22 protein-coding genes are annotated in these 23,119 nt (G+C 47.4%); 15 read left to right on the top strand and 7 right to left on the bottom strand.

Annotation, left to right across the window (positions count from 1 at the left end; translation table 11 throughout):
* Positions 1-85: 85 nt before the first annotated feature.
* The gene (locus C170_RS24700) at positions 86-1,387 is read right to left on the bottom strand and encodes an ABC transporter substrate-binding protein (protein ID WP_235200827.1); all 1,302 of its coding nucleotides are present in this window, start codon (positions 1,385-1,387) and stop codon (positions 86-88) included.
* A 177-nt stretch (positions 1,388-1,564) separates the two neighbouring features.
* On the opposite strand from C170_RS24700, the gene C170_RS24695 reads away from it, so the two are divergent.
* Both C170_RS24695 and C170_RS24690 read left to right on the top strand, forming a co-directional pair.
* Complete coding sequence (locus C170_RS24695) at positions 1,565-3,463, top strand: cache domain-containing sensor histidine kinase (RefSeq protein ID WP_036615184.1); 1,899 nt, start codon at positions 1,565-1,567, stop codon at positions 3,461-3,463.
* A complete protein-coding gene (locus tag C170_RS24690; protein WP_051447379.1) occupies positions 3,447-4,256 on the top strand; it encodes a response regulator transcription factor in 810 nt (269 codons plus the stop codon). The genes C170_RS24695 and C170_RS24690 overlap by 17 nt, the downstream gene beginning before the upstream one ends.
* Here C170_RS24690 and C170_RS24685 read toward each other — a convergent pair whose 3' ends face one another.
* The 4 genes from C170_RS24685 to nirB form a co-directional block, all read right to left on the bottom strand.
* A complete protein-coding gene (locus C170_RS24685) occupies positions 4,257-4,886 on the bottom strand; it encodes a YfbR-like 5'-deoxynucleotidase (RefSeq protein ID WP_036615181.1) in 630 nt (209 codons plus the stop codon).
* Positions 4,887-5,171: 285 nt separating this feature from the next.
* Positions 5,172-5,954 carry a formate/nitrite transporter family protein gene (locus C170_RS24680; protein WP_036615178.1) on the bottom strand — a complete coding sequence of 261 codons (783 nt, stop codon included), beginning with the start codon at positions 5,952-5,954 and terminating at the stop codon, positions 5,172-5,174.
* 43 nt (positions 5,955-5,997) lie between these two features.
* A complete protein-coding gene (nirD, locus tag C170_RS24675) occupies positions 5,998-6,324 on the bottom strand; it encodes a nitrite reductase small subunit NirD (protein ID WP_036615174.1) in 327 nt (108 codons plus the stop codon).
* Between the two features lie 55 nt (positions 6,325-6,379).
* Positions 6,380-8,809 carry a nitrite reductase large subunit NirB gene (gene nirB, locus C170_RS24670; RefSeq protein WP_036615171.1) on the bottom strand — a complete coding sequence of 810 codons (2,430 nt, stop codon included), beginning with the start codon at positions 8,807-8,809 and terminating at the stop codon, positions 6,380-6,382.
* A gap of 275 nt (positions 8,810-9,084) precedes the next feature.
* Between nirB and C170_RS24665 the strand changes: the two genes are divergently transcribed.
* Positions 9,085-9,792 carry a metal-dependent hydrolase gene (locus C170_RS24665; protein WP_036615169.1) on the top strand — a complete coding sequence of 236 codons (708 nt, stop codon included), beginning with the start codon at positions 9,085-9,087 and terminating at the stop codon, positions 9,790-9,792.
* 231 nt (positions 9,793-10,023) lie between these two features.
* On the opposite strand, the gene C170_RS24660 is transcribed toward C170_RS24665, so the two are convergent.
* Both C170_RS24660 and C170_RS24655 read right to left on the bottom strand, forming a co-directional pair.
* A complete protein-coding gene (locus C170_RS24660; protein WP_036615167.1) occupies positions 10,024-10,344 on the bottom strand; it encodes a hypothetical protein in 321 nt (106 codons plus the stop codon).
* A gap of 159 nt (positions 10,345-10,503) precedes the next feature.
* Positions 10,504-11,577, bottom strand: a complete 1,074-nt coding sequence (locus tag C170_RS24655; protein ID WP_036615166.1) for a M42 family metallopeptidase — start codon at positions 11,575-11,577, stop codon at positions 10,504-10,506.
* 648 nt (positions 11,578-12,225) lie between these two features.
* Between C170_RS24655 and spoVAC the strand changes: the two genes are divergently transcribed.
* The 12 genes from spoVAC to yqeK all read left to right on the top strand — a co-directional run bounded on the left by spoVAC (position 12,226) and on the right by yqeK (position 23,117).
* A complete protein-coding gene (spoVAC, locus tag C170_RS24650; RefSeq protein WP_036615164.1) occupies positions 12,226-12,729 on the top strand; it encodes a stage V sporulation protein AC in 504 nt (167 codons plus the stop codon).
* Positions 12,726-13,742: a stage V sporulation protein AD gene (spoVAD, locus tag C170_RS24645; protein ID WP_036615162.1), complete on the top strand. Its 1,017-nt coding sequence runs from the start codon at positions 12,726-12,728 to the stop codon at positions 13,740-13,742. Before spoVAC ends, spoVAD begins: the two co-directional genes overlap by 4 nt.
* A gap of 5 nt (positions 13,743-13,747) precedes the next feature.
* Positions 13,748-14,098 carry a stage V sporulation protein AE gene (gene spoVAE / locus C170_RS24640; protein WP_036615159.1) on the top strand — a complete coding sequence of 117 codons (351 nt, stop codon included), beginning with the start codon at positions 13,748-13,750 and terminating at the stop codon, positions 14,096-14,098.
* 208 nt (positions 14,099-14,306) lie between these two features.
* Entirely contained in the window at positions 14,307-15,263 is a 957-nt protein-coding gene (locus C170_RS24635; protein ID WP_036615157.1) for an AAA family ATPase, read from the top strand.
* Between the two features lie 3 nt (positions 15,264-15,266).
* Positions 15,267-16,514: a DUF58 domain-containing protein gene (locus C170_RS24630; protein WP_179086484.1), complete on the top strand. Its 1,248-nt coding sequence runs from the start codon at positions 15,267-15,269 to the stop codon at positions 16,512-16,514.
* Positions 16,511-18,724 carry a DUF4129 domain-containing transglutaminase family protein gene (locus tag C170_RS24625; protein WP_036615151.1) on the top strand — a complete coding sequence of 738 codons (2,214 nt, stop codon included), beginning with the start codon at positions 16,511-16,513 and terminating at the stop codon, positions 18,722-18,724. Before C170_RS24630 ends, C170_RS24625 begins: the two co-directional genes overlap by 4 nt.
* A 110-nt stretch (positions 18,725-18,834) precedes the next feature.
* Positions 18,835-19,362, top strand: coding sequence for a YqeG family HAD IIIA-type phosphatase (locus tag C170_RS24620; protein WP_036615148.1), 528 nt, complete (start codon positions 18,835-18,837; stop codon positions 19,360-19,362).
* Entirely contained in the window at positions 19,359-20,486 is a 1,128-nt protein-coding gene (gene yqeH, locus C170_RS24615; RefSeq protein ID WP_036615146.1) for a ribosome biogenesis GTPase YqeH, read from the top strand. Before C170_RS24620 ends, yqeH begins: the two co-directional genes overlap by 4 nt.
* Positions 20,487-20,528: 42 nt before the next feature.
* Complete coding sequence (gene aroE, locus C170_RS24610; protein WP_036615142.1) at positions 20,529-21,398, top strand: shikimate dehydrogenase; 870 nt, start codon at positions 20,529-20,531, stop codon at positions 21,396-21,398.
* Positions 21,399-21,667: 269 nt separating this feature from the next.
* Positions 21,668-21,961, top strand: coding sequence for a ribosome assembly RNA-binding protein YhbY (gene yhbY / locus C170_RS24605; protein ID WP_017687186.1), 294 nt, complete (start codon positions 21,668-21,670; stop codon positions 21,959-21,961).
* Between the two features lie 15 nt (positions 21,962-21,976).
* Positions 21,977-22,567, top strand: coding sequence for a nicotinate-nucleotide adenylyltransferase (locus C170_RS24600; protein WP_036615140.1), 591 nt, complete (start codon positions 21,977-21,979; stop codon positions 22,565-22,567).
* Positions 22,551-23,117, top strand: coding sequence for a bis(5'-nucleosyl)-tetraphosphatase (symmetrical) YqeK (gene yqeK / locus C170_RS24595; RefSeq protein ID WP_036615138.1), 567 nt, complete (start codon positions 22,551-22,553; stop codon positions 23,115-23,117). Before C170_RS24600 ends, yqeK begins: the two co-directional genes overlap by 17 nt.
* The last annotated feature ends 2 nt before the right edge of the window (positions 23,118-23,119 follow it).

Here is a 23,119-nt window from a genome sequence, read left to right as displayed (position 1 = left end):
TTCCTGCCAAAATACATGAGCGGGCAAACGCCCGCTGCATGTAACGTTGTTCAGCGTTTATATTTAACTGAGATGTGCGCTGTTACTACCACTTCTCATCTTTCAGCACTTTGGCTTGTTCAGCACGACGTTTATCAATATTTTGCAGAATCTGATCCGGTGTCATTGCACCGGCGAACATACCTGATAAGTCCTTGCCAATATCCATCCATTGTGGATCAATATATTTCACAGCGGCCTGCATAACCGTACCTTTTTCATGATCTTTCTCATAATCAATATAGTCCTGTGTCAGCTTTGGTTCGATTTCCGGCCAGCAGATCGTCAGATTGCCTTCACCTTCATCGAACACACGTTGCAGATGATCATGCTCGGTAATCCAGCGGAAGAATTTCAGCACTTCTTCAGGATGTTTACTGTTTTTGTTACCAAACATCGCAGCTGAACCGCCAGGATTCACACCAATCGTCTGATTGTCACCCCATGGCATGACGAAGAATCCCATATTGTCTTCCATTTCCGGATACGCTTCGGACACTTCCTTTTCCGTCCCTGGAACCCGCAGCAACATCGCTGCTTTCTCCTGACCAAACGCCTCAATTCCCGCTTCTACCGTATTGGACAAGAAGTCTTTGCCGAAATAACCGAGATCCGCAAATTCTTTCAACTGTTCAATGACCGTCTTGAGTTGCGTCATATCTGCGACTTTCATCTCATTGTTGTTTAATTTCTCGTAGGTTCCCGCTGTTGTTTGCTCATAGTTAGGTCCCGTTTCGAACAAAGGCAGAACCTGATACCACCCGCTGGCAGGTGCTTGATAGAACGGAATGATGTCTTTATCCTTAATTTTCTGGCTGATGGCCTTGAATTCCGCATAGGATGTAGGAGGCTCTATGCCGAGCTCTTGGAAGATACGTTTGTTATAGTACACATACCAGATTTTCGTTGGTGCAAAAGAAACCCCGTACACCTTGTCATTATGACTGACAGTTGGCAAAATCTCTTCAGACATCCGACCTGTGAATTCCTCATTGGTCAGGTCAATGGCATTCTCCTCCGGTCTTACGTTAGCCGGCATGCTCAGTGGGTCCACATCGACATTAAAAATATCAGGTGCTTCGCCAGAAGCGAGCTTCACCTTGATCAGGTCACGCCACTGTGCGTCAGGTACGACCTGGAAGTCAATTTTGACACCCGTCTCTTGCTCATATTCCTTGGCCATCGTCTGCATGATGCCTGTACGCGGAATACCGGATTGACTTGTTCCAAACGTGAGAGTCACCTTACCCGAACCTTCCGTACTTTTACCTGAGTTGCACCCGGCAAGCAGCAGAGTGGAGAGCAGGAGCACACTTGCAAGCGAAAATAGAAATCGTTTTCTCATCATTGAACCTCCCGGAATATAAAGAAAATTGTCACTTGCCGAAACGCTTAATGTAAGCGTATTCTTATGTGGATAACTTTACTGTGAACAGCAGATGTGCTCAATAGACAAAAGCGTTCTGTTGGGTGGACATTTTCGAATGGTGTGACAGATATCATCATAGGACGAGGTGTGTGGGGATTGCGATATCGATTTGGAACGCTTCAGCAAAGTCTGTTTGTCTATTACTCTGCGGTATTTATTATCTTTTCGCTGATTGTGGCGGGGCTTCTGTATGTTTTTCTCGCAAGTGACATTCGTCAGCGAAGTGAAGAACAGCAGAGACAACTGGGGGTATCAATCGTCAGTAACCTGGATCAGGAAGTGGTGAAAATGAACAACTTTTCCATGAATATCGTGTACTCCAATCTGGTCAAGGAACACTTCAGTCACTACTTGGCACCAGCAGAAGGCAGTGAGCAGACAATGACGAGTGATCCAGCATTGTATAAGGATACAACCACACTAATTGATGTCATTCTCGCGATCATCAGCAGCTCCAATACAGCCAAGCAGGCCAATATCTATGACGTGAATGGCAAGATGTTGGGAGCGGGTGCATTCAACGGTCAACTGTCGGTAGACCTGACTCAGCGACCGTGGTACAAGGAAACCTGGGAGCGGAGTGGCTGGCGAGTGATCCAATTGTTAGAGGGCGGAGCCTTGCCCATGCCGACCGGCGAGGGAAAATCAGATCAATCTTACATTTCGCTTACCCGTGTATACAAAGATGGCAATTATGTCAGCCAGGGTGTCGTTGAGATTTTGCAGGATGCCGGAACCCTGTTTCAGCATTTGAATGAATTGCAGACAAATAACGACGATCTTCGGATCTATGTAGTGGATGAACAAAATACAAGGTTGTTTCCACTTTCTTCGGCTGCCGATGCTTTTCAAGCAGGCCATTTCGATGATGTGGACTTGATTCAAAATCTTTCATTTCCGCCTGATACGATGCAGGAGATTAGCGATCCTTTGAGTCAGTCCAAACAGATGATGACGTACATGACGTCACAGGAGACGGGATGGACCGTTATTGTCATGCAGTCCAAACAGTCCCTTTTCGCGAGTCTCAACCGGATGGCTGTGATGTTTATCGGTGCGACGTTAGCTACTCTCATGCTGATTCTGGTTCTCTCGTATCTGATCTCCAAACGGGTTACTTTGCCGCTACATCGTTTGCAGCGCATTATTCAGAAAACGGGTGTGAATGATCTGGTATCGGGTCAGGATTCCGGTCAGTTGTTCAAGCTGGAGCATCCCGGTTCTATTCGGGAGATGGATGAGCTGAATGATACGTTTATCCGGCTGAATCAACAGCTTGTGCAATCGTTTCAGGACAGGCTGGCGATGAAATCTCAGGAGACAGAAGCGAGATTACTGGCGCTGCAATCCCAGATGAACCCGCATTTTCTCTATAACAACATCACTAATATTAGCATCATGGCGGAAGAGGGCATGAATGAGCAGATTGTCGCGTTCTGCGCCAATATTGCGTCTATGCTGCGTTATATTTCTACTCCGGGAAAGAATGGGGTTCCCCTGTCTCAAGAATTGGATTATTGTGAGCGATATCTGGAGTGTATGAAGATTAGGTTTGAGGATGATCTACACTACGAGTTTCATATTCCGGAAGAGATGAAGTATATCCAGGTTCCGATGCTGATGGTACAACCACTACTCGAAAATGCCATGAAATATGGACTGGGTGATACCCCGCCATGGAAACTGAATATTACTGGAGATATGGATGCGGCACAGCAGACCTGGCAGATCCACGTGGAAGACAACGGACCTGGCATGGAACCCGAGGCACTTGCCAAGATCATGCATTACATCGAACAGTCACAGGAGTGGGAGCGTATGCCTGACCTCGAAATCAACGGCATGGGACTCAAGAATATATGGGTCCGATTGAAATTATGGTATGGCACGGCAGCCCACATGCAGATTACGAACAAGCCTTCCGGCGGTGTCCAGATTACCATAGGTGGTTCCATTCGAAAGGAGCATGACCGAACCCGTGACAATCAAATATAGAACGATTATTGTGGAAGATGAAGCCCTGATTCGCCGGAATGTCTCGCGCAAATTCAGAGAGTTGGACACCCGGTTCGAGGTGATCGGTGAAGCGCGGAACGGTCAGGAAGCGTTACAGCTCATTGAACATTCCGTACCTGATCTGGTTGTAACCGATATTCAGATGCCGGTGATGAACGGATTGGAACTCGCCAAACATCTGTTTTTTGCCTATCCGCATGTGAAAATTGTCATTCTGAGTGGTTATCATGAATTCGAATATGCACGGCAGGCGATCAGTTACAAAGTGGAGGATTATCTGCTCAAACCATTATCGGAAGAACAGCTTCGTACACTGCTGGATGCGATGGAATTGAAGCTTGGGAGCGCTGTGGATTCGCTTGCGCATGTCAGTGCCGTGCTGGATGAGCAGGTGAAGCCGGAGGATATCGCAGAGGCCATTAAGTTGTATTTGAAGCAGAATTACATGCATGAGATTACACTCCAGGACATGGCGGGACAGATGCATTTTAGTGTGGACTATCTGGGAAAGTGCTTCAAGAAGGTGACGGGCGAGACTCCGCTGAAATATATGACAGGTCTGCGGATTAATGAAGCAAAACGCATGCTCGTCACGCACGAGAATATGGATATCAAGACTATTGGTGGAGCGGTAGGGTATAGTGATTCCCACTATTTCAGCCGGATCTTCAAAAACAAAACGGGCTTGTACCCTAGTGAGTACCGACTGCAATTGCAGGAACGAAAAAAAGCCCTGTCCATGGATGATGAGAACCATGTTGACTTGAGCTGATCACTGGGCCAGAGCTTCTTCGGTTATTTTGCGAATATCAAACGGGGAGCGGATACCTTCTTCGATCATGTCGGGGAGAATCTGTTCCAGGAAATACTGCACACAGTGGAGGTCGATATTTTTGATTTTGACCAAGGCATAACGGTACATAACGATAAATTCTTTCTCCGTATTGCCACGTTGGAGCTCAGCAAAGGCTTCATATACTTGATCCATCTTGTCTGCGACTTCGAGAATCAGTCCTTCAACCGATTGGTCTTTTCCCTCACGCAGCTGTCTGCGGAAAATAGGCTGGAACTCTTCAGGAATATTTTCATTAATAAAATGTTCAACCATGCCTTCTTCGACCTTTTGCAGCATCGAACGCAGCTCCAGCGAATAATGTTTGACGGGTGTTTTGATATCACCGATAAAGATTTCGCCATAATCATGACTGCTGGTGATTTCGTATAACTTCTTCCAATTGATGGTGACTCCATGTTGCTCCTCAATATCTGCGAGCGTTTTGGCGTACTGTACCACTTTCCAGGAATGGGCGGATACGCTGTGTTCTTCGAATTTGAATTTGCCAGGTGTACGAATAATACGTTCAAGATCGTTTAGTGACCTGAAGTACGTGTGAATTCCCATATAAGCGTTCATCCTTTGCTGGTTGAGTATAAGTGTGAGTATCCATCGACTATACGCCAGTTATGTCAACTGTGGATTAACGCGGATAGCGACGAAGGTAAAATGAAGTTTTAATTCTCTATAGAAGGACGAGAGGATGAATGGGAAGCGTACGAGAGAGTAACAGCTTATCGACAAACAATAAAAAGCCACGATGTGTGACTGAACGTGAGTTCGGCATCCATCGTGGCTTCAGTGTGTGTAGATGTTGTGCTCTAGGCTACATAAGTGCAGTTGAATCAAGAATTATGCTTTTTTTCGTACCGGAGAAGTATACCAATACGCCATTCCAACAAAGAGGGCACCGCCGATAATATTACCAAGCGTTACCGGAATCATGTTATGGAACCAGCCTGCCATCGTGATTGTATCCGGGTGGTTTGGCAGCAACCAGGATAAAGACAGCAAAGTCATATTGGCAACACTGTGCTCATAACCACTTGCGATAAATGCGTACAGACACCACCAGATGAGAACAAGTTTGGCGATATCTTCTTTGGAGCGAGCTGCCATCCAGATCGCCAGACAGACGAGCCAGTTACAGAGAATGCCTCGGAAGAACAACTCAGACATGGGTGCCGCCATCTTTTTGGCAGAGACAACGAATAACAGATGTTCCGGCGTAGCCGTTTTGAACAGGCCGCTACCGACTATAAGTAGACTTAATAGAATTGCGCCGAGCAGGTTACCAACAAAGACGAGCCCCCAGTTCTTCAGCGTTTCGTTCACTGTGGTTCGGCCTGCCAGTGTACTCATGGTAAAGAACATATTGTTACCTGTAAACAGTTCCGATCCGGCAAAGATAACCAGCGTGAGCGCGAGTCCGAAGGACATACCCATCAACATAGTTTGCAGTGGTGACTGTGCCGCAAGGAGCGGAGCACCAATACTGAAGATCAGAACGATGCCAAGCCCTACATAGGCACCAGCCATCAAGGCAGCAACCATATATCGTGACAGGCTTGCGTTCATTTGATCCCGTTTTTTAACCGCAGCTTCAATAATTCCCTCAACACTTGGTGTATACATCACGGTTTCCCCCATTATTTTGCATCAATCTTTGAACGTTTCGCTATATTTCGATCCAAACCTGGCCGTTCTCTACCTTCACCGGATACATCTGTACTTGACCGTTGTCCGGTGCTTGCACAAGACCTGTAGTCAGGTCGATCTTCCAATCATACAGCGGATCGTACAGATAATGCCCGGACACGATGCCTTCAGCCAGCGGCCCACCCTTAGGGTGGGGGGTGTGATTATCCGCAGCGAAGATGGTACCATCCGATGCACGAAAGACAGCAAGCTGATGGTCCTTAATCTCAACTACTCTTCCGATTCGTGGCAGGAATTCTTCAACTACTCCGGCGGGGAAGTAGGTGCCTGATTGTTTTGTCGTCATCTTAAACCACTCCTTATCTATTTAACATTCTCCAGTATTAATCCTGCAAGCTTGCTTATGGACGAGCCGATACTTCGATGCCATGGAACATTTTGCTTTGGCCTTCCTCATTGCGAATCGCTTTTTGCCAAGGTTCTTCAACATGCTCAAGTGCAAATTCAATCCGCTGCATCAACGCTTTACGTTCCTCAAGGTTATCCACAACAACCGAACGAATATGCTCCAGACCCATGCGTTCCACCCACTCGGAAGTCCGTTCCAGATAGTTACCTGTCTCGCGGTAATATTGCATGATGGCGCCGCACAGTTCAATCAACTCTTCATCCGTTTTCACTTTGCACAGGGAATCAGCAAGTCTTGCTTTAATACCGCCGTTACCACCGATAAAGATCTCCCAGCCGCCGTCGTTACCTACGATACCGATATCTTTGGTACATGCTTCTGCACAGTTCCGCGGACAACCGTTGACAGCATATTTAAACTTGGCTGGCAGATCCAGACGTTCGAATTTACGTTCGATGCGAGCACCCATGGCCATGGAATCCTGTGTACCGAATCGGCAGAATTGGGAACCGACACATGTTTTGACTGTACGCAGCGATTTGGCGTATGCATAACCTGAAGGCATATCCAGTTCTGCCCAGACTTTAGTTAGATCTTCTTTTTTAACACCAATCAAGTCGAGACGCTGACCGCCAGTCACTTTGACTGCTTTCACATCATATTTGACCGAAACGTCAGCGATACGTTTGAGGTCCGCTGGTGTAGTCACCCCGCCGTACATCCGAGGTACAACCGTATACGTTCCATCTTTTTGAATATTCGCGTTCATACGTTCGTTAACAAAACGGGATTCTTTCTCATCTTCGTGTGTGTCTGGTGCAATCATGCCAAGGTAGTAGTTGATCGCCGGACGACATTTGGAACAACCTTCTGGCTGACTCCAACCCAGTACATTCATGACCTCTTTGGTCGTTTGTAATCCTTTTTCACGAATCTCGGCTACAATCTCATCCCGTCCCATGGAAGTACATCCGCATATTCCCTGTTTGGCTCCACTGCTGAAACTGTCTCCAAGTACATATTGCAGAATCTGTTCCACAACCGGTTTACATCCACCGCAAGAGCGTGTTGCACCGGTACAGGCTTTGATTTCATCTACAGTGGTAAGGCCCTGGTTTGTAATGACATCAACAATGGTTCCTTTGGTTACCCCGTTACATCCACAGACGATCTCGTCTTCGGGCATCGTTTCAACAGAGGTTGCTTTCTTATGACCGCCGCAGCCTGTACCCATGAGTGAACCATACAATTCTTCGGTCATTTCGGTTTGATTTTTAATCAGTTTCTGCAATTCGGCAGAATCCGTAATGTCACCGAAGAGAACAGCGCCGACCATTTTATTATCACGAAGCAGAATTTTTTTGTAAGTCCGTTTCCAGTCATCTTTGTGCGAAATGACGGTGTGCTCTGGGCTGTCGATGAATTCACCAGTTGAAAAGACATCTACACCCGAAATTTTCAATTTCGTGGATACAACTGAACCTTCATAAGGAGCGGTCTCCACACCGCAGATATGTTTCGCCAGAATCATACCTTGCTCGAACAATGGGGCAACGAGGCCGTAACATACCCCGCGGTGCTCTGTACATTCCCCGACCGAGTACACATTCTCAAGTGAAGTCTGCATATAGTCATTCACGACAATACCCCGGTTCACTTCCATACCGCTTTCACGGGCTACAGCCGTATTGGGTTTAATGCCTACAGCCATGACCACAAAATCAACATTCAGAACCGTATCATCTGCAAAACGTATCCCTTCAACGCGTTCGCCGCCCAGTAGTTCGGAAGTCTGCGCACCCATCTTGAACCGGATACCCTGACGTTCGAGTTCTGCCTTCAACATGGATGAAGCTTGCGGATCAAGCTGACGCTCCATCAGATCTTCCATCAGATGCACTACGGTAACTTCCATGCCAAGTTGTACCAACCCTTTGGCAGCTTCAAGGCCTAGCAGTCCGCCCCCGATAACGGCCGCTCTTTTATACTGCTTAGCAGCTTCCAGCATGACATTGCAATCGGCGATATCGCGAAAACCAACAACACCCTCTTTGTCATGTCCCGGTACGGGGAGAATGAAGGAGTTGGAGCCTGTTGCAATGATGATTTTGTCATAAGGAACGCGAGTTCCATCTTCAGTCACAACTTCGTGTGTCTCGGCATCGATTCGTGTAACCGTTGTGCCTGTGTGCAGCGTAATGCCGTAATCTTCATACCAGTGAAGGTCGTTCAGCACGATATCGTCCAGTGTTTTGCTTCCTTCCAGTACATAAGACAACATAATGCGGTTGTAGTTAGGATAGGGCTCTGTGCCAAAAACGGTAATATCAAATCGCGTAGTTAATTTTAAAATTTGCTCAACGGTACTAATTCCTGCCATTCCGTTACCTATGATAACGAGTTTCTCTTTTTTTCCGTTCATGTGTGTATGCCTCCTTGGATAGACGCTGTACATTACCAACAATTTTAGTGGTTTATATTTGAAATTATACAAGTAGTTGACGATAGTTTATGTGATTTAATTCACTAATAAAGATAGAAGAGTCATAAATATAATAGTGTGAGCCCCATCACAGAAAGTTATATTTATTTTCATACAAATAAGAAATGCGAACTATTGTTCTTATTTTGTTTTCGTTGTAAAATCGGAACTGGGCCGTATTGTTCCCGATTTCTTCGAAAGGACGTTTTTGCATCATGATGGGAAGATCCCACCTTATTATCGGGACAGGTGTGTCGCTTTCTGTTCTGCAGTTGGCCGGTATGCCAGTGACCGCGCCAGCAGTTACGGTTGCTCTGATTGGTTCTTTATTGCCTGACATTGATGAGCCTAATTCGCTGCTGGTATCCAGAGCCTTGCCTAACAGTCTGATCAGGTTGTTACAGACGATTCTGTTGCCCACAGCTGTATTTGTGTACTTCTATGTTCATGCCAAACCATGGAACCTGTTGCTTGCGATCCTCATTGCGCTTGTGTCATTCCTGCCTTCGCGTTCGCTTCGCAAAGTGTTGATGTTTGCGATTGGACTTGGGCTGGTTTTCTATGGTCACGCGTTCGCACCGTGGAACTTGATTGCAGGCAGTTTGTTAATGCTCTGCACCACACTGACTCATAGGGGACTGACACATACCCTGTACGGAACCGCAATATGGGCGGGCTTGTTGTACAGCACGACCCAGCAGCAGGGACCGGAGATCTGGGTAGCGGGAGGCACGGCATATGCGATGCATCTATTGGCCGATTCACTAACCAATCGGGGTATTCGTCCGTTACCACCGCTCAAGTGGCGCATACGGGTGAATCTGATGAGTACAGGGACCAAGCGTGGGGCCGTTGTAGAGAATGTCTGCATTGTGCTTACTCTTATTCTGGCCTGGATTGCATTCTCACCGCTATTTCTATAGCCATCCAAAAACGCCAGCCCGCATATTGTGGGCTGGCGTTTACAGGTATGCATTTCATAATGAATAAATCGTAATAACTTAGCCAATTCAGGATTGAGAAGGAGAATCAGTCAGGTCGTCAATATCGGAAGAACCAAATACAAATAAAACAACAAGAATGACAATGATCAGTAGTTCAGCGAACCCATTTCCGTCAAAGTCAGACATCACTTCAACCTCATTTCTTGGCGTTTAGGAATTGATTCTCTGTTGGAAAGCCCGTATAACGTCATTCAACGTCATATCGCCACCGATCTCATCGAGGAATTGCACCAGTTTGTCTTGATTCGATGGTGTAATATTTTGTAGCGATTTATACTGCCCAACCAGTTCAACGACCAGTGTAGCTTCTCGAAACAACGTGACCGCATCCACTCTTAACTTCCCACTTACCAGTAATGCTGCAACGATAAGTTCCAGATTTCTTCCTTTAAGGTTGCCATTGAGAAGGGTGTTTGCGGCATTTGTTTTTTTGGAACCTTTATTCGATTTTCCATTCCTTCTCACTGCCATAACAGGTCCCCCGCTGCTTGGTGTTTAATTCATCTTCCGTTATTGTATCTTATGTGTAATTCCCTATAATGTTCGGCCTATTAATCTACGTGTCTAACTGATATCCTTGTGAATATAAAAAAGAGACCTCCCGATGGTTAGGAGGTCTCTTGTCAGCTATTACGCGTTATTAATTATGGTATTCATCGTTGTCCGATCCAGACCTTTGACCAGTTTCACGATCAGTTCTTTGGCTGCATCGTAGTCATCCGTATGAATGATGGAAGAAGAGGTATGGATATAACGTGCGCAGATACCAACAACTATTGATGGTACACCAATGCCACTCAGGTGAACTTGACCTGCATCGGTACCACCTGGTGAGATGAAATACTGCATTTTAATCTGATTGGATGAAGCCGTATCTTGAACATATTCCACCATTCCGCGATGGGTGAACATACCCGGGTCAAAAATACGAAGCAATGCGCCTTCTCCGATATGTCCAAATGACTGTTTGTCACCTGTCATATCATTCGCCGCGCTACAGTCCAGTGCAAAGAAGATATCAGGCTGAATCAGATTGGCCGCCGTACGTGCACCGCGAAGCCCCAGTTCTTCCTGAACCGTTGCACCAGCGTAAAGCGTGTTAGGCAGTTTTTCCTTGTGCAGCGCTTCAACCAGTTCAAGTGCAAGTCCTACGCCGTAACGATTATCCCACGCTTTGGCCATAATTTTTTTCGGGTTCGCCATAGGCGTAAATTCACAGATCGGCACGATCTGCATCCCTGGATGAATGCCCCAGGATTCTGCTTCCGCACGGTTGTCTGCTCCAATATCGAGATACATGGAATTCAGATCCACAGGTTTGTTCCGCTGGGACTCGTCCAGCAAGTGTGCAGGTGTAGAACCTACAACTCCGGTAATCCGACGATCAGGTGTGATGATTTCCAATCGTTGAGACAGTACAGCCTGACTCCACCATCCACCCAGTGGACGGAACTTGATCATACCTGTTTCGGTAATGCCAGTAGTCATGAAACCCACTTCGTCAAAGTGTCCGGCTACCATAACTTTGGGACCGGATTCCTCCCCGCGTAATACACCAAATAGACTCCCCAGGCGATCCTGGACGAACTCATCGGTATAAGCGGAAAGCTTATCTTTCATCCAGCCGCGAAGCTCACGTTCAAAACCGGATGCGGAAGGAAATTCCGTCAACGTACGAAACATATCCATCGTTTTTTCATTCATGTGTCAACAACTCCTCTGTTGGTATGTATTTCAGGTCACAGTAGAACGGCTACCCGCCTGTTGTCCTTTTAAGATGTAGTTCAAAAAGTCTTTTATCTTTTTGAACATGCACTTTAATATGCTGAGGACTTGTTATTTAACCACTGGTCACATTACAGTATGAACCTTGCGCAAGTGATTGTCCATGTTTATGTCACGTATTTAAGGCATATTTTGGGCGCTTACCGTGTCCAAGTTTCATGACTCTATCCGCTGTAGTCGCAGTCCTGATACCACTTCAATGAATATGAATATATGGAGGAGATGTCATCATTTTGTGAAGTTCTTTATTTCAATATTTGTTTGTCTGTCTACAGGAAGGAGCTAAATATCCAATGAAGCCTCCAGAAGAGGGCACGGAAAAAGTACTGTTTATCGTTCTTTTTATCTTGCTCGTGATTGTTCTTCTTTATTTATAGACGTATCTAAAAGTCCTCAGATCCGGCGTATTCCCATCTTGCTTTCACAACATGATCTTGTTGGAAACATATGCTGTCTGTCGCCGGATACATAACCTTCCGATTATTAACAAACAATGAATATAGGATTACACACATTGGCATTCAGCCGTAGCTTTGAACCATTTTCACATAGAGGAGGTCTTGTATCTTGCCAGCTCAATCTGCATCCGGAAGCGAAAAAAAATCATCGTCCCTGTCCATGGATGAAAAGGAGTACAAAAAAGTCGCAAAAAAACATGAGCCGCCTCGTCCAATCCTGAAAAATTGCCTCAAAGCATTTCTGGTTGGGGGTACCGTCTGTTTGATTGGACAGGCCATTCAAGAGGCTTTTATGGCCGGTTTCGACATGACATCGAAGGAAGCTTCCAGTCCTACGGTGGCGGTCATGATTCTCATATCGGTTATTCTAACGTGTCTCGGCGTTTACGATAAAATGGCTCAATGGGCAGGAGCGGGAACGGCTGTACCGGTTACCGGATTTGCCAATTCCATGTGTTCTGCTGCACTGGAACATCGTGCTGAAGGACTGGTGCTCGGTGTAGGGGCCAACATGTTTAAACTTGCTGGTTCCGTTATTGTGTTTGGTGTCGTGGCAGCATTTGTCGTAGGGATCGTTTATGCCTTTTTGGGATTTGGAGGTGGGCACTTGTGAAACGATTGGGTCGCCAGACATGGCAGTTTGAAAATCGTCCGCGGATCATCGGTAAATCCGCAGTTGTAGGACCAGAAGAAGGCGAGGGTCCATTGTCATCTGATTTCGATTATGTCTACGACAACCTCGAGATCGGCGAGAAAACGTGGGAAAAGGGAGAACGCAAACTGCTCGAACAGGCCTCCCAATTGGCTTTGATAAATGCAAATATCACCAAGGAAGAGCTTCAATTTTTTGTTGGTGGAGATCTGATGAACCAGATTATCAGCAGTTCCTTTTCAGCGCGAAAACTGGGTGTGCCTTACTTGGGTGTCTTTGGAGCCTGTTCTACTTCCATGGAAACGTTAGCGTTAGCGTCCATGATTGTTGACTCCGGAGCTGGCGATTATGTTCTTGCAGGAACGGTGAGCCACAACTGTACGGTGGAGAAACAATTTCGGTATCCGACGGAGTATGGCTCACAGAAGCCGCCTTATGCGCAATATACCGTCACAGGAGCAGGGTGTGGTGTGGTCTCCCGAACGGGTGATGGTCCCGTTGTTACCAAAGCCACCATTGGACGCATTATGGATTTGGGTATCAAAGATCCCTTTAATATGGGTTCAGCCATGGCGCCAGCAGCAGCCGACACTATAATCTCTCATTTCAGGGATACGGGATTGGAACCCGGCTATTATGATCTCATTGTGACCGGGGATCTGGCTTCCGTCGGTCTGCCAATTACGAAAGAGCTTTTGCAAAAAGAAGGCATTCCCATGGAACAGACAGTTTTTAATGACTGCGGCCTGATGATCTATGATCGGGAGAAACAGCCTTATGTGGTTGCCGGGGGAAGTGGCTGCGGATGTTCTGCCACCGTCACCTATGGTCACATTTTGAACCGGATGCAGAAGGGTGATCTTAAACGGGTGCTCGTCGTAGCTACCGGGGCACTGTTGTCTCCAATTTCGTACCAGCAGGGTGAAAGTATTCCTTGTATTGCACATGCCGTAGCCATAGAAAAGGAGGGATAAATGTAATGCAGTTCTTGTGGGCATTTATTGTTGGCGGTTTAATCTGTGTTATCGGACAACTTCTAATGGATGGGGTTAAACTGACCCCAGCTCATACCATGAGTACACTTGTTGTGACAGGTGCGCTTGCGGATGCATTTGGCGTGTATGACCCCTTGGTTAAATTTGCAGGTGCGGGTGCTACCATCCCCATCACAAGTTTCGGTAATTCCTTGGTGCACGGGGCATTGACGGAGCTTGAAAAAGAGGGATGGCTGGGTGTGATTACAGGGATTTTTGACCTGACTGCGGCGGGGATTTCGTCAGCGATCATCTTTTCTTTTCTCGCGGCATTGGTGGTTAGACCAAAAGGCTAACATAGAATAAGAAATCTCCTTGAACATATTGCGATTCAACAGAGGCTTCGGATAACTTTTATCCGGGCCTTTTTTGTCGTATTCATGCGAGAACTGCGGTGAATCTGACGGGCTGGAAACAAATTGTGAGTTCCTTCGAGTGTACTCGTGACTCTGGATCATGTACAATAAAAGGAAATCTGTATGCTTTTTTAGGAGGTTAGACCACATGCCTGTGCGCAAAGAGTCGATCCAAATCATATCCGCAGTTCGTTCAAATCTGGAATCCTGTATTATGGGGAAATCCTTTGAAATTCAACTTTTACTTACAGCTTTGCTTGCAGGCGGGCACGTTCTGATTGAAGACGTACCGGGAACTGGCAAAACGCAGTTAATCAAGGCATTATCGAAATCCATGCGTGGTGAGTACCGGCGTATTCAATGTAATCCTGATATTTTACCTAGTGATATTACGGGCGTATCTGTGTTCCATCCGAAGGATGAGCGTTTTTATTTCCGGCCAGGTCCTGTGATGACCAACATTTTGCTAGCTGATGAGATTAACCGGGCCACAACAAAAACCCAATCGGCTCTGCTCGAAGTGATGGAGGAGCGCAGCGTAACCGTTGATGGCGATACGTATGATCTGCCACATCCATTCATGCTCTGTGCAACTCAGAATCCGATTGATTTTGAAGGTACGTATACGTTGCCGGAAGCACAACTCGACCGGTTTATGTTGAAAATAAGTCTAGGTTATCCCGATAAGGAAATTGAGAAAATCCTATTGAAACAGCATCAACTCGGTCAGCCTGTAGATCGCCTTGAATCCGTGACTCATATGGACCAGATCTCGGCAATTCAGCAGGAGATTAAAGAGGTCTTTATCGGTGATCCGGTTATGGACTATTTGCTGGATGTTGTTCGTCAAACCCGCTCCCACCCATCTGTATTGCTGGGTGCCAGCCCACGGGCAGCCATATCGTTCATGATGGCCGTAAAAGCCTTTGCTTTCTTGCAGGAACGTGATTATGTGCTTCCGGATGATGTGAAAACGATGGCCCCTTATGTGATCTCTCATCGTATTGTGCTTCGTCCCGAATCGAGACTGGACAGTATGAGTTCCGAGGCCGTTTTGAATGCCGTACTCCAGCAAGTACGCGTGCCCGTCTCCATGGGGCAATAGTTCATGAAGCCGCTTTTGAGAACAGTCAATAGAGGGTTACGCCACCCACGCGTATGGAGCATCGCAATGGTGTGGATGTGCTGTCTGGCTTATGTTTTGTTTCAGGGCGGGAAGACATCCCTTATGTTGCTGTCGATGGTGACCCTGCTCTGTGTATACCTTGCCATTGCTGGATTTAGCGGGGTAAGACGTGCTCAAGGAGTTCGTAGGTTATCTTCTGGTCCAGACCACGAAGAATTGCTGCATGCGGGTGACCAGGTTCAAGTACAGCTGAGTCTGACGATTCCGGGATTCCTCCCGCTTCCCTATGTTGTTGTGCGTGAAATGCTGCATCGGCATAACGGAGAATCGTGGTCGTTCAAGGAAAGTTTGATTCCCAATATGCGAGGTAATGGAGAGTTGTCTTTTCAGACACCGCCACTTGAGCGGGGAAAGTATGTTTTTTCAGAAACGGAATGTGCCAGCGAGGACATATTTGGACTGATTGAACATCGAGGAAAGTTTAAGGCCAAAGGTGAGTTTCGCGTACTGCCAAGAACGGTATTTATTCCATATTGGCAGCTTTACGACCGCAAATCACGGTTATCCGGTCCTCAGACGGCGTTAACCCGCTCACGGAGAGAGACCACTCAGATCAATGGTGTACGTGACTACGTATACGGAGATCGACTTTCCCGCATTCACTGGAATGCAACGGCAAAGACAGGGAACTGGAAGTCCAAGGAGTTTGAACATGAGTCTGTGCCCAAAACCGTTCTGGTTTTGGATGCGCTGGCATCAAGTTATGAACATGGGGATGCATTTGAAATTGCCGTTTCCACGGCTGCCTCTCTGCTGGAGTATGGTGTAAGGGAACGAATGGGGATGGGGTTGTTGACATTGTCAGACCAGACATCCTTCATGGCCCCCAGTGAAAGTCTGATGGAACGACAGAAGATGATGCATCATCTGGTGGATATTCAATATAACGGTCAGGATACCCATCTGTTGCCCGGCGTGGAAAGAATCGCACGTCAACTGCCTCAGGGAGCTTACTTTGTTGTGATTTCTCCCCAGAAGGATGAAAAAATAATGGAACTGTTGCGCTGGGCCGATACGCGGGGCATGACGCCATGTCATATTCTGATCGATACCAGTGAATCTCGCCGGAGTGCCGAGTGGAATGCCATGTTGCGTGGAAGAGGCACGAGGTCATTCACTGTTTCTCACTTGCAGGAGCTTCCAACGGTGATGGGGGGAGGTTCTGTATGAGTACAAAAGGAAATGAAAGTGTTACAGGCAAACGATCCTGGTATCATGCAGCGTCATTGCTCTGGATTTTCCTGATTGGAATGCAGTGGATTTCATTTACGCAGGAATCGTGGTACACGGAGACAACTTCTCTGGTGTTATGGACACTTGCAGCGGTCAGTGTGCTGGAGGTCATTCTGCCCTTCAAAACGATCTATCGGGCGATCATCAAGGCGGTCGTTGTTGGTTACATTTTGCATAAAACGCTGATTGATTATACGGTATACATCCCTTATGGCTCTTTAACGGACCGAGCGGAGCAATTCATATTACACATGACGCCGTACATCTGGTTCTCCCTGTGTGCATGGGTGATGCTTGAAGCTGCGCTTCGACTCGTGACCACAACACGTCGCATTCTTGTTTTTCTGGGTGTTAACATCATTTCGATGGGGATTCTCGATTCTTTCACTCAGATTCCACTCTGGATTGAAATCGCGTGGGTGATGTTTGCGGGGATGGGATGGCTCGTATGTCAGCATTTCCGTAACTATCAGCTACAGTATCCACAAGGTTGGAAACGAATCATCCGGTATCCTTATAAAGTCCTGGCCAATATTGCCATTATCTTTTCTTTGATTATTGTAGCCAGCGTTAATATGCCGGAGATTCCACCCACCTTGACGGACCCATATACGGCGTGGCGTAACTATACCGGAACTTCCACAAGTCAGGCTGGTAACGGAAACCTTGATATTCCCGCGGCTACCGAATCGGGATACAGCAGGGAAGACAATCAGCTTGGTGGAGGTTTTAACTTCGACTATACCCCTGTCATGTCTGTCACGACCAATGAGCGCAGTTACTGGCGCGGTGAGACACGTGCAGAGTATACAGGCACAGGTTGGGATGACCGTGGACGGGGTACGACAGATAATGTTCAAGCTGGACAGCCTCTGGAGAACCAGGAATCCGGTAATGTGAATACCAAACAAGTGACTCAGAACGTAACGATGCTGAATGATAATGTCTATCCGATTCTCTTTGGTGCTTATTCGATCTCGGAAGTGAGCTCGATTAATGGTGAGGATAGAACGGAGCGGATGTTGTGGAATGCTGAACAGGCTGAACTGCATGTGGTGACAGACCGTCAGCAACCGCAGTATCCCAAGACGTATACTATCGTATCGGAAGCCCCTGTGATTGTGGAAGATGAGCTTCGTACGAAGTCATTTGAAGATCTGTATAACAGTAATCCGGCAGATGATATGTACTTGCAGTTACCATCCCGTTTCCCTGACCGGGTGTCGAATCTGGCAGCCGAGATAACGGCATCTGCGAATACTCCGTATGAAAAAGTGGCATTACTGCAAAACTATTTACAAACTAATTTTGAATACACAAACAATCCGGATTTTTCTCGAAAAGTAAGCAGCGACTTTGTGGAAGGTTTCCTGTTCGATATTATGGAAGGCTACTGTGACTACTTCTCCACTGCGCTGGTGATGATGGCGCGCTCGGAGGGCATTCCTGCAAGGTGGGTTAAAGGTTATGCGCCTGGACAATTGTCCCTGAATTCGGACATGCAGGCCCCGCGTCAACCTGGTGCGGAGATTGAGACGACCTACACCGTTACCAATGCAGATGCACACTCCTGGGCAGAGGTTTATTTTGGTGAGTATGGCTGGATTCCTGTTGAAGCAACGCCGGGCTTTGATATGCCGCTGCTGACGGAACAGCCTGATGTACAACCTGTAGATGAGCCTGAAGAAGAGCCAGAAGAGGAGCCGGTACAAGAGGAAGAGCAGACTCCTGCACCTGAGCAGACATCGTCTGCCATCCCGACTTTTGTTATCTGGGCTGCAGGAGCCATTATTGTATTGTGGGTAGCATATATGTTCTGGCGTAATCGTTTCTCTATGCGATTCTTCCTGCTTCGTCTACGGACAGGTGGACCGCTCACCCCTGAACAGAAGGTAGTGGCAGAGACCGAGCGTTGGATTCAGTATGTGAAACGCAAAGGGTTGACCCGGAGCGGAGACGAGACACTTCGTGAATCGGTAGCCCGCTGGAGCCAGGCAAAACCTGCTGCAGAAGCAACATTGTATGAGCTTCTCACGAAGTTTGAACAGACTCGTTACAGTCCGGCGTCCGTAACTGCCGACGACTGGAAGGGCGTCTATCAGACCGCCTTGAAGCTGCGGAAGGAACTGAAAGCGGAACGGGCATAGTTGTTGCCCGTCCCGTTTTTCCTTTTTTCCTATGCCATCAGGCGCTGTATGCATTTTCAGGAAAGACGGATTTGTGATATAGTGTGTCGTATGAAACTGAGGTGACTTCTTTGTTTAAAATGTTAATGCCCAAGCTGCGTGTAGACACGGTTTTTGACATTAATCTGGAAGAGCTGTACGCTCAAGGCTACCGTGGAATTATAACTGATCTGGATAACACACTCGTTGGAGCCAAAGCCCCTGACGCTACGCCCGAACTGATTGAATGGTTTGCACGTGTGAAAGAGGCAGGTTTCAAGCTGATGATTGTGTCCAATAACAATTTGAATCGTGTATCCCTGTTTGCGACCCCGCTGGATATCCAGTTTGTGCATAGTGCACGCAAACCATCGAATGTACCGTTTCGTAGAGCAATGAAAATGATGGAGTTATCTCCTGAAAACACGATTGTAGTAGGCGATCAGATGCTTACGGACGTTTATGGAGGGAACCGAATGGGGTTATATACCGTTCTGGTACTGCCAATCTCCATTGGGGACGAAGGTTTTATGACCCGCTTCAATCGACGCGTGGAACGGATTGCTCTAACGAGTTTACGCAGGAAAGGCTTATGGCTTGAGGAGGAAAAGAAGAAATGACAGAACCGCATAACGGCAATCTTGCCGTAAGGTGCAGCGGATGCGGCGTGCATCTGCAAACAGAAAATTCGGAATTACCAGGGTTTATCCCAGAGAAGGCACTGGATCGTGAACCGGTTATATGCCAGCGCTGTTTCCGCATCAAAAACTACAATGAGTCATCATCCGTTACGGTGGATCAGGACGAATTCCTGGCGCTGCTTAGCAAAATCGGGGATAAGGATGCACTTGTCATCCATATCGTTGATTTGTTTGACTTTGATGGCAGTATTATCTCTGGTCTGCAACGTTTTGTAGGCAACAATCCGGTATTGCTTGCTGTGAACAAAACGGACTTGCTTCCGAAAGTAACCAACTGGAACAAGATTCGCAACTGGGTACAAAAGCAAGCCAAAGAACAGGGTTTGCGTACAGTGGACGTAGTCTTGTGCAGTGCGAAGCAAAATCAGGGCTTCGACCGTCTGCTTGAGCTTGTTGGAACCTATCGCGAAGATCGTGACGTATATGTGGTTGGCGGCACCAATGTGGGCAAATCCACACTGATTAACCGTCTGATCCGTGATTACAGCGATCTGGAGCAGGAACTGACCACATCCCGTTATCCGGGAACGACGCTGGATATGGTGAACATTCCGCTGGATGATGGAAAATATATCATTGATACGCCTGGAATCGTATATCCATGGCGTTTCAGCGAGATTGTTTCACGTAAGGATCTCGCTGCCATCATGCCGGAAAAACCGCTTAAACCGGCTGTGTATCAGTTGAATTCCGGTCAGACGCTGTTCTTTGGCGGCATGGCTCGATTTGACTTTGTGGAAGGTGATCGCCAGTCGTTCACTTGTTTTATCAGCACTGCGCTTGATATTCACCGGACGAAGCTGGAGCGTGCAGATGATCTGTACCGCGACCATCTGGGAGAATTGTTGTCTCCGCCAACCCGTGAGGATGCAGCAGAGATGGCTGAATGGACCAGACATGAATTCCGCATCAAACGCGGCAGTCAATCGGATGTATTCATCTCGGGTCTGGGCTGGATTAAGGTTAATGGCGATATTGGAGCGCTTGTTGCTGTTCATGCTCCAAAAGGCATTCGTGTACAGATCCGCCCATCCTTGATCTAGTAATCTCAGAAGCTGTACATCAGATGGATCGGAGGCGGACCTATGTCTGAGCAGAACAAATTCAACTCTTCACTTCCCGTGTTGCTTGGTGTTATGGGTGATCCTATTGCTCACTCCAAGTCTCCGGCAATGCACAATGCGGCTCTGCAGGCTGCAGGAGTGAATGGAATGTATATGCCACTGCATGTTTATCCGGATCAACTGGAAGCGGCAGTTCGCGGAATTGTGGCACTGGGCTATCGTGGTGTTAATGTCACCATCCCGCACAAAGAGCAGGTGATGCAGTATCTGGATGTGATCGATGAAAGTGCTCGCCTGATTGGTGCGGTGAATACCATCGTTAATGAAGGTGGAACACTGACAGGGTACAATACGGATGGTATTGGTTATGTCCGATCGCTGAAGGAAGAGGCTGTGCCTGAGCTTGCGGGTAAACGTATTGCTGTACTGGGAGCAGGTGGAGCAGCGAGAGGTGTCATATATGCACTTGCATTGGAGAAGCCTGAACGCATCCACATTCTGAACCGTACAGCGGACAGAGCTATTGCACTTGCTTCGGATTTAAGAGGCCATGGCTTGGGAGAAATCTCGGGCAGTGGCCTGGATGACGCTGCAACGGTACTGGCTACGGCTGATATGGTGATTAACACAACGGCTGCCGGAATGCATCCTCATGTGGATGACGTACCGGTTGATCCTGCACTGATCCGTGAAGGAGCAGCGGTGAGTGATCTGATCTACAATCCGCTGGAGACCCGTCTGCTTCGAGAGTCGCGGATACGAGGATGCACGGTGCACGGTGGTCTGGGGATGTTTGTATATCAGGGCGCAGTGGCCTTTGAACATTGGCTCGGCATCCCGGCTCCTGTGGAGACGATGAGACGTGCTGTACTAAACAGTTTTAAAGTGTGAAAATGATATTAAGAGTACATGCAGACGACGAGTGCAGAACCAATCTGAAGAAACGAAGTGGTCGCATTTATCACCGGATTTTCCCTTTGTGAAAAGGGATCAGAAAAATCTGGGGATAACAGCGATCGGAAGATGGTACTGCAATCGGAGTTACCTTGTGTACTCAGTGATCATTTTTACCATTGAAAAATAATAATTGAATGGTCAGGTCCGGACAGTTTTTGCGCTGTCGATCAGGGCCTGCTCAACATAAGGAGTATGGAGTATTCATGTTAAACGGTAAACAAAAGCGCTTTTTGCGGTCACAGGCACATCACCTGACCCCTGTATTTCAGATTGGTAAAGGTGGAACCAACGAGCACCTGTTTCGTCACATCGAAGATGCGATTGAGAAGCGCGAATTGATGAAAGTGCAAGTGTTGAACAACAATGACGAGGACAGAAAAGAGATGGCAGAAGAAGTTGCCCGTGAAACGGGAAGTGAGCTTGTACAACTGATTGGTAACACAATCATCCTGTACAAAGAATCTCGCGATAACAAACAAATCGAACTACCTAGATAAGGGAGCGTGACGCGGGTGAAGATCGGTATCATGGGTGGTACGTTTGATCCGATCCACATGGGACACCTCCTGGCAGCTGAAGCGGCAAGGGATTCACATGCACTAGATGAGATCTGGTTCATGCCTTCCCATGTTCCACCTCACAAACGCGGAGCCGGAGCTTCGGGACAGCAACGTCTCGATATGACGGAAGCGGCTGTGAAGGGTGTGCAGCAATATGAGGTGCTGGGTATCGAAATGGAATTGGGCGGCGTGTCTTATACCATCGATACGATGAAGGAACTGTGGCGTCGCCATCCTGAACATGAATTCTATTTCATTATCGGGGCGGATATGGTGAACTATCTTCCCAAATGGGAGCAGATTGAAGAGCTTGCAGAACGCTTAACCTTTATCGGAGTTGGTCGGCCGGGCTTCCAGTTACATCTCGATGATTTACCAGACAAGTTACAGGATCGGGTCCTGCTGGCCGAGATGCCCTTGGTCGATATTTCATCGACAGCCGTACGCAGACGTCTGGCCAAAGGACATTCGGTACGCTTCATGATTCCTGATGAAGTGCACCAATACATTGTAAGGAGCGGTTTATATGGCACTAAGCCGTGAGGAACTGATTCAAGCCGTATCCGGACAAATGCCGGAAAAACGCTGGAAGCATACACTGGGTGTAATGGAATCGTCAGTGATGTTGGCTGAAAAATACGGTGCTGATCCTGTGAAAGCAGATCTGGCAGCGATATTGCATGATGTGGCGAAGTACTGGCCCGTAGCGGAGATGGAAGCGGTCATTCGTGATAACGGATTAAACCAGGAACTTCTGCAGCATGACAAGCAACTCTGGCATTCCGAAGTCGGTGCTTTTGTAGCCATGCGTGATTACGGTGTGGAAGATTCCGAAGTTATTAATGCCATCCGGTGGCATACCTCGGGTCGGGTAGGCATGAGCTTGCTGGACAAAGTGGTATGTCTTGCCGATTACATTGAACCGGGACGAGATTTCCCGGGAGTGGATCACATTCGCGAACAGGCTGAACGTAGTCTGGAGGAAGGTTTAATTGCCGGATTCGATTCGACGATCAGCTTGCTGATCTCGCAACGACGTGTCATTTATCCTTTGACCATGCTGTCGCGGAATGACTTAATTGCACAATTATAGAT

Origin of the sequence: Paenibacillus sp. FSL H7-689 (genome assembly GCF_000517905.1) — a bacterium.
Taxonomy (GTDB): Bacteria; Bacillota; Bacilli; order Paenibacillales; family Paenibacillaceae; genus Paenibacillus; species Paenibacillus amylolyticus.
This window is presented reverse-complemented; position numbering and strand designations above follow the sequence as displayed.